The sequence below is a fragment of the Corallococcus sp. 4LFB genome, assembly GCF_046520365.1.
GTDB classification, from domain to species: domain Bacteria; phylum Myxococcota; class Myxococcia; order Myxococcales; family Myxococcaceae; genus Corallococcus; species Corallococcus caeni.
Map to the genome: position 1 here is coordinate 1 of NZ_JBKGHJ010000577.1, position 4737 is coordinate 4737.

Here is a 4737-nt window from a genome sequence, read left to right on the forward strand (position 1 = left end):
CTACGTCAACGCGCACGCCACCGCGTCCACCGCCGGTGACGAGGCGGAGGTGCAGGCCCTGCGCGAGGTGTTCGGCGGGCACCTGGGCCGGGTGTGGCTCAACGCCACCAAGGGGCTTTTGGGCCACTGCCTGTTCTCCGCGGGCGTCGTGGAGTGCATCGCGACGGTGCTCCAGCTGCGCGGGGGCTTCCTGCACCGCAACGCGAACCTGCGCGAACCGCTCGCGCAGGACTGCCGCTTCTGCGGCGACGCGGCCACCGCGCAGTCCATCGGTGTGGCGCTCAGCAATTCGTTTGGTTTTGGCGGCATCAACACGAGCGTGGTCATCCGCGGCTCATGAACGGACACGAGGCGCAGCGCATGGAGTTCGGCATCGAGGCGATGAACGCGTACGGCGGTGAGGCCTACCTGGACATCCGCACGCTCTTCGAGAAGCGGGGGCTGGACCTGACCCGCTTCGACAACCTCCTGATGGAGAAGAAGGCCGTCGGCATGCCCTGGGAGGACGCCATCACCAACGGGGTGAACGCCGCCAAGGCGCTGGTGGACGCGCTCACCCCGGAGGAGCAGGCCCGCATCGAGCTGGTCATCGCCTCCACGGAGTCCGGCGTCGACTTCGGCAAGGCCATCAGCACGTACATCCACGACCACCTGGGGCTGCACCGCCGGTGCCGTGTCTTCGAGGTGAAGCAGGCCTGCTACGGCGGCACGGCCGCGCTCCAGATGGCGCTGGGCTTCGTCGCGTCGGGCGTGTCCCCGGGCGCCAAGGCGCTGGTCATCGCCACGGACGAGGCGCGCAACGGCTCGCGCAACACGTACCACGAGCCCTCGCAGGGCACCGGCGCGGTGGCGCTGCTCGTGGGCTCCGACCCGAAGGTCCTGAGCATGGACCTGGGCGCCAACGGCTACTACAGCTACGAGGTCATGGACACGTGCCGGCCCCAGGTCGGCATCGAGGCGGGCGACCCGGACGTGTCGCTGCTGGCGTACCTGGACTGCCTCCAGAACAGCTTCAAGGGCTACGCGGAGCGCGTGGAGGGGGCGGACTTCCGTACGAGCTTCGACTACCTCGCGTTCCACACGCCGTTCGCCGGCATGGTGAAGGGCGCGCACCGCAAGATGATGCGCGCCTTCGGGGGGCCGGGCCTGGGCGCCGCGCAGATTGAAGAGGACTTCCAGCGCCGCATCGGCCCGGCCACGCGCTACTGCACGCAGGTGGGCAACATCTACTCGGCCACCGTCTTCCTGGCGCTGTGCGGCCTCATCGACCACGCCAACGCGCAGGACTTCCACCGCGTGGGCCTCTTCTCCTACGGCTCCGGGTGCTCGTCGGAGTTCTACAGCGGCACGTTCGACCGGAACTCGCAGCGGGCCCAGGCGCGCTTCGACATCGGCGGGCACCTGGCGCGCCGGCACTCGCTGTCCATGGACGAGTACGAGCGCATCCTCGACCGCAGCATGGAGCTTGGCTTCGGCACGAAGGACGCCGAGGTCCAGGTGGGGGATCTCTCCAGCCTCTACGCGCGCCAGTTCGAGGGCCGCAAGCGCCTGCGGCTCGTCCGCGTGAAGGGCTTCCACCGGGAGTACGCATGGACCTGAGCGGCCATGGCGGACTCCAGACGCTGCGCGTGGACGCGGCGGACGGCGTGGTGACGGTGACGCTCCACCGCCCGGAGGCGCGCAACAGCATCAACGCCGTGCTCCTGGAGGAGCTGCACGCGGTGCTGGACGCCGTGGAGGCGGACGCGCGCCAGCAGTTGATCGTGCTCAAGGGCCAGCCGGGCACGTTCTGCACCGGCATGGACTTCGACGAGGTGTCCACGCTGCGCCCGGACGCCACCGCCGCGGAGCAGGAGGTGCTGACCCGTCCGTACATGCGGCTCTTGCGGCGCATGGCGACGATGTCGCGGGTGATCATCTCGCACGTGGACGGCGAGGTGCTGGCGGGGGGCGTGGGCTTCGTCGCCGCCAGCGACCTGGTGGTGGCCACCCCGCGCTCGCGCTTCAGCCTGTCGGAGGTCCTCTGGGGGCTCATGCCCGCCATGGTCATCCCGTACCTCATCCGGCGCGTGGGCTACCAGCCCGCGTACCGCATGGCGCTCACCACGCAGCCGGTGTCCGCCGAAGCGGCCCTGGGGATGAACCTCGTCGACGAGGTGAGCGATTCACCGGAGGCCGCGCTGCGCCGGCTGAAGGCGCGGCTGTCACGCGTGCAGCCCGCGACGGTGGGGAACCTCAAGCGCTACTTCCGCCAGGTCTGGGTGCTGTCCGACGAGGTGGAGGAGCTGGCCGTGTCGGAGATCTCCCGGCTGATGGTCCACGGCGACTTCCAGAAGAACCTGCGGGACTTCGTGGAGCACCAGCTCCTTCCCTGGGAAGCGAAGGACCGCTGAGGCGCGGGAAAGGGGGCGTGTGATGGACGACGTGGTGAAGCTGACGGTGGAGGGGAGCATCGCGGTGGTGCGCATGGAGGAGCGCGCCCAGAAGAACACCTTCTCCCGGGCGCTGGTGGAGGGGCTCCAGGGGGCGTTCGCGCAGGTGGCGCGGCGGCCGGACCTGAAGGTCGTCGTGCTCACGGGCTACGACACCTACTTCTGCTGCGGCGGGAACAAGGAAGAGCTGCTCGCGATGAACGAGGGCCGGATGCGGTTCACCGACATGGCCTTCTACGACCTGCTCTTGCGCTGCGAGCTGCCCGTCGTGTCGGCCATGCAGGGGCACGGCATTGGCGGCGGGCTGGTGTTCGGCTGCACCGCGGACGTCATCGTGATGGCGCTGGAGGCCATCTACTGCACGAACTTCATGCGCTACGGCTTCACGCCGGGGTTTGGCGCCACCTGCGTCATCCCCCGGAAGTTCGGCGACGTGCTCGCCAGCGAAATGCTCTTCACGGCGGCCAACTACACCGGCGCCCAGCTCAAGGAGCGCGGCGCGCCCATGCACATCGTCCCGCGCAAGGACGTGCTCGCGGTGGCGATGGCGAAGGCGGAGGAGCTGGCGGACAAGCCGCTCGTGTCCCTCAAGCTGTTGAAGCAGCGGCTGACGGCGCGGCTGCGCGCGGAGCTGGCGGAAGCCGTCGACGCGGAGCTTCGGATGCAGGAAACGACGTTCACCCTCCCCGAGGTCCGGGAGCGCATCGAAGGTCAGTTCTAGGAGGCAGCATGCGCAGCAAGTCGGGTGTGCCAGGGGAGTCGATCGCCATCATCGGGATGGCCTGCCGGTTCCCGGGGGCGAAGGACGTCGAGGCCTATTGGCACAACCTCGTCGCGGGGGTGAGCTCCATCCAGCCCCTGCCGCGCGAGCGCTGGGTGACGAAGCCGACGAGCCAGGGCCAGTGGAGCGGGCTCGTGGAGCACGTGGACTCGTTCGACGCCGCCGCCTTCGGCATCTCGCCCGCCGAGGCCGACAACATGGACCCCCAGCAGCGCCTGGTGCTGGAGGAGGCCTGGCACTGCTTCGAGGACGCGGCGGTGCCGCTGGACCGGCTGCGCGAGAAGAAGACGGGCGTCTTCATCGGCACCATGAGCAGCGACTATCTCCAGGAGTTGGGGATGGCGGGCGTCACGGCGAGCCGCTACGCGTCCACGGGCGGCTTCGCGTGCATCGTGGCGAACCGCGTCTCGTACGTGTTCGGCTTCCGGGGGCCCAGCATGGCCGTGGAGGCGGCCTGCACCTCGTCGCTCGTCGCGCTGCACGAGGCGAAGGAGGCGCTGCTGCGCGGCGAGTGCGACTACGCGCTCGTGGGCGGCGCCAGCCTGAACCTCCACCCGTGGAAGTTCGACGCCTTCGAACAGCTCCGGCTGTTCAGCCCGGAGGGCAAGAGCAAGACGTACGACGTGGACGCGGACGGCTACGCGCCCGGCGAGGGCATCGGGCTGGTGCTGCTCCAGCGGCTGAGCGACGCCCGGGCCGAGCACAACCGGGTCCTCGCGCTCGTGCGCGGCACGGCGGTGAACCACAACGGGCACGGCCGCGGCCTCACCGCGCCCAGCATGCCGGCCCTGCGCGACGTGACGCTGGCCGCCAGTGAGGACGCGGGCTTCGGCCTGGACACCGTGAGCTACATGGAGTCCCACGGGACGGGCACGTCGCTGGGAGACCCCATCGAGTTCGAGGGGCTCACGCAGGCGTTCCGCAAGCACACGCAGGCGCGCAACTTCTGCCAGCTGGGGTCGGTGAAGCCGAACGTCGGCCACCTGGAGCCCGCGTCCGGCGTGGCGAGCCTCATCAAGATTTTGCTGATGCTGAGGCACCGGTGGATCGCGCCCAGCATCGACGTGAAGACGGTGAACCCGCTGGTCGACTTCGACGCCAGCCCGTTCCAGTTCGCGCGGGCCTCGGCGCCGTGGAAGAGCGTCCGGGAGGACGTGCCGCTGCGCGCGGGCATGACCTGCTTCGGCTTCGGCGGCGTGAACGCGCAGGTGCTGGTGGAGGCCGCGCCGCCGGACACCGCGCACCGTGAACAGGCAGAGCAGGGCCCCCAGGTCTTCACGCTGTCGGCGAACTCCGCGGCCAGCCTCTCCAACCTGGTGGAGGCGTGGAGCACGTTCGCGTCGGGGAAGGACTTCGACGGGCTGCGGCTGGAGGACGTGTGCGGGACGCTCGCGCGGGGGCGGCAGTCGCTGCCGTACCGGCTGGGCGTCGTCGTGGAGGAGCGGGACGGCGTCCGCCGGTTCCTGGCGCAGGCCCCCCAGGCGGAGCGCCATGGGCCGCGGTCCTGGGTGCTGCGGGTGGGGG

The 4737-nt window shown here is 70.0% G+C and carries 4 protein-coding genes and 1 pseudogene; all 5 read left to right on the forward strand.

Annotation, left to right across the window (positions count from 1 at the left end):
- Positions 1 to 340, forward strand: a pseudogene (locus tag ACLEQD_RS37170) (polyketide beta-ketoacyl:ACP synthase); the annotation flags it as partial.
- Positions 337 to 1599, forward strand: coding sequence for a hydroxymethylglutaryl-CoA synthase family protein (locus ACLEQD_RS37175; protein ID WP_410390625.1), 1263 nt, complete (start codon positions 337 to 339; stop codon positions 1597 to 1599). The pseudogene ACLEQD_RS37170 and the gene ACLEQD_RS37175, both read left to right, overlap by 4 nt.
- Entirely contained in the window at positions 1590 to 2393 is an 804-nt protein-coding gene (locus tag ACLEQD_RS37180; protein WP_338281294.1) for an enoyl-CoA hydratase-related protein, read from the forward strand. The genes ACLEQD_RS37175 and ACLEQD_RS37180 overlap by 10 nt, the downstream gene beginning before the upstream one ends.
- A gap of 22 nt (positions 2394 to 2415) precedes the next feature.
- Positions 2416 to 3153 (forward strand): polyketide synthase, encoded by a 738-nt coding sequence (locus ACLEQD_RS37185; RefSeq protein ID WP_410390626.1) that lies wholly within the window; start codon positions 2416 to 2418, stop codon positions 3151 to 3153.
- A gap of 8 nt (positions 3154 to 3161) precedes the next feature.
- Positions 3162 to 4737, forward strand: a 1576-nt coding sequence (locus ACLEQD_RS37190; RefSeq protein WP_410390627.1) for a beta-ketoacyl synthase N-terminal-like domain-containing protein, incomplete at its 3' end; no start/stop codon positions are given.

Coding starts and splice junctions, on each gene's coding strand:
- ACLEQD_RS37185 (WP_410390626.1), top strand. CDS start 2,416: ATGGACGACGTGGTGAAGCTGACGGTGGAGGGGAGCATCGCGGTGGTG.
- ACLEQD_RS37180 (WP_338281294.1), top strand. CDS start 1,590: ATGGACCTGAGCGGCCATGGCGGACTCCAGACGCTGCGCGTGGACGCG.
- ACLEQD_RS37175 (WP_410390625.1), top strand. CDS start 337: ATGAACGGACACGAGGCGCAGCGCATGGAGTTCGGCATCGAGGCGATG.